The sequence below is a fragment of the Pseudomonas fuscovaginae SE-1 genome (genome assembly GCF_000364705.1).
Classification (GTDB): Bacteria; Pseudomonadota; Gammaproteobacteria; order Pseudomonadales; family Pseudomonadaceae; genus Aquipseudomonas; species Aquipseudomonas fuscovaginae_A.
On sequence record NZ_AQOH01000187.1, the window covers coordinates 1 to 1,206 of the forward strand.

Sequence of the window (1,206 nt, forward strand, 5' to 3'; positions counted from 1 at the left end):
CGCGGTTTCCGTATCGAACTGGGCGAAATCGACGCCCGCCTGGCCAAACACCCGGCCATCCACGAAGCGGTGGTCACCGCCCGCGAAGATGTGCCGGGCGACAAGCGCCTGGTTGCCTATTACACCCTGGCCGAGGGCCACACCTCGGTGGAAATCGACAACCTGCGCCGTCACCTGCAGGAAAAGCTGCCGGAATACATGGTCCCGGCGGCCTACGTCGCTCTGGAACAACTGCCGCTGACGCCAAACGGCAAGCTGGACCGCAAGGCCCTGCCGGCACCGGACCTCGACGCAGTGGTCCGCTGTGGCTACGAAGCCCCACAAGGCGAAACCGAAATCATCCTGGCGCGGATCTGGGGCGACTTGCTCAAGGTCGAACAGGTCGGACGCCATGATCATTTCTTTGAACTGGGTGGCCACTCGCTGCTGGCGGTCAGCCTGATCGGCCATATGCGCCAGGCCGGCCTCAACGTCGATGTCCAGGCGCTGTTCAGCCAGCCGACCCTGGCGGCGCTGGCCGCTGCCGTGGGCGGCGCAAGTGAAGTCATGGTGCCGGCCAACGCCATTGCGCCAGACTGTGAGCACATCACCCCGGACATGCTGCCGCTGATCGACCTGGACCAGGCCGCGATCGACCGGATTGTCGCCAATGTGCCGGGCGGCGCGGCGAACGTGCAGGACATCTACCCGCTGGCACCGCTGCAGGAGGGGATTCTCTATCACCACCTGTCAGCCGGCGCAGGCGATCCCTACGTCCTCCATGCCCTGTTCACCGCACCGGACCGCCAGCGACTGGACGACTTTGCCCAGGCGTTGCAACAGGTCATCGACCGACATGACATCCTGCGCACCGCCGTGCACTGGCAAGATCTGGACCAGCCGGTCCAGGTGGTCTGGCGCCAGGCCCGCCTGCATTGCGAGGTTCTGTCGTTCGATCCCCGTTCCGGTGAGGTGGCGGATCAGCTCAGGGAGCGTTTCGACACCCGTTACTCAAAGCTGGACGTGACCCAGGCCCCCCTGATGCAACTGGCATTCGCCGAGGACGAAGGCCAACGGCGCTGGGTGGCGATGTTGCGCTTCCATCACATGGCCCTGGACCATACCGCCCTGGAGGTGGTGCGCGATGAAATCCAGGCGCACCTGTTGGGGCAGGCCGGGCAACTGGGCAGCCCGGTGCCGTATCGCAACTATGTGGCCCAGGCCCGC

General features: G+C 65.4%; 1 protein-coding gene. It reads left to right on the plus strand.

Translation table 11 applies throughout. The features are described from left to right. On the plus strand, positions 1-1,206 hold a 1,206-nt coding region (locus K675_RS0117280), incomplete at both ends, for a condensation domain-containing protein (RefSeq protein WP_026145287.1).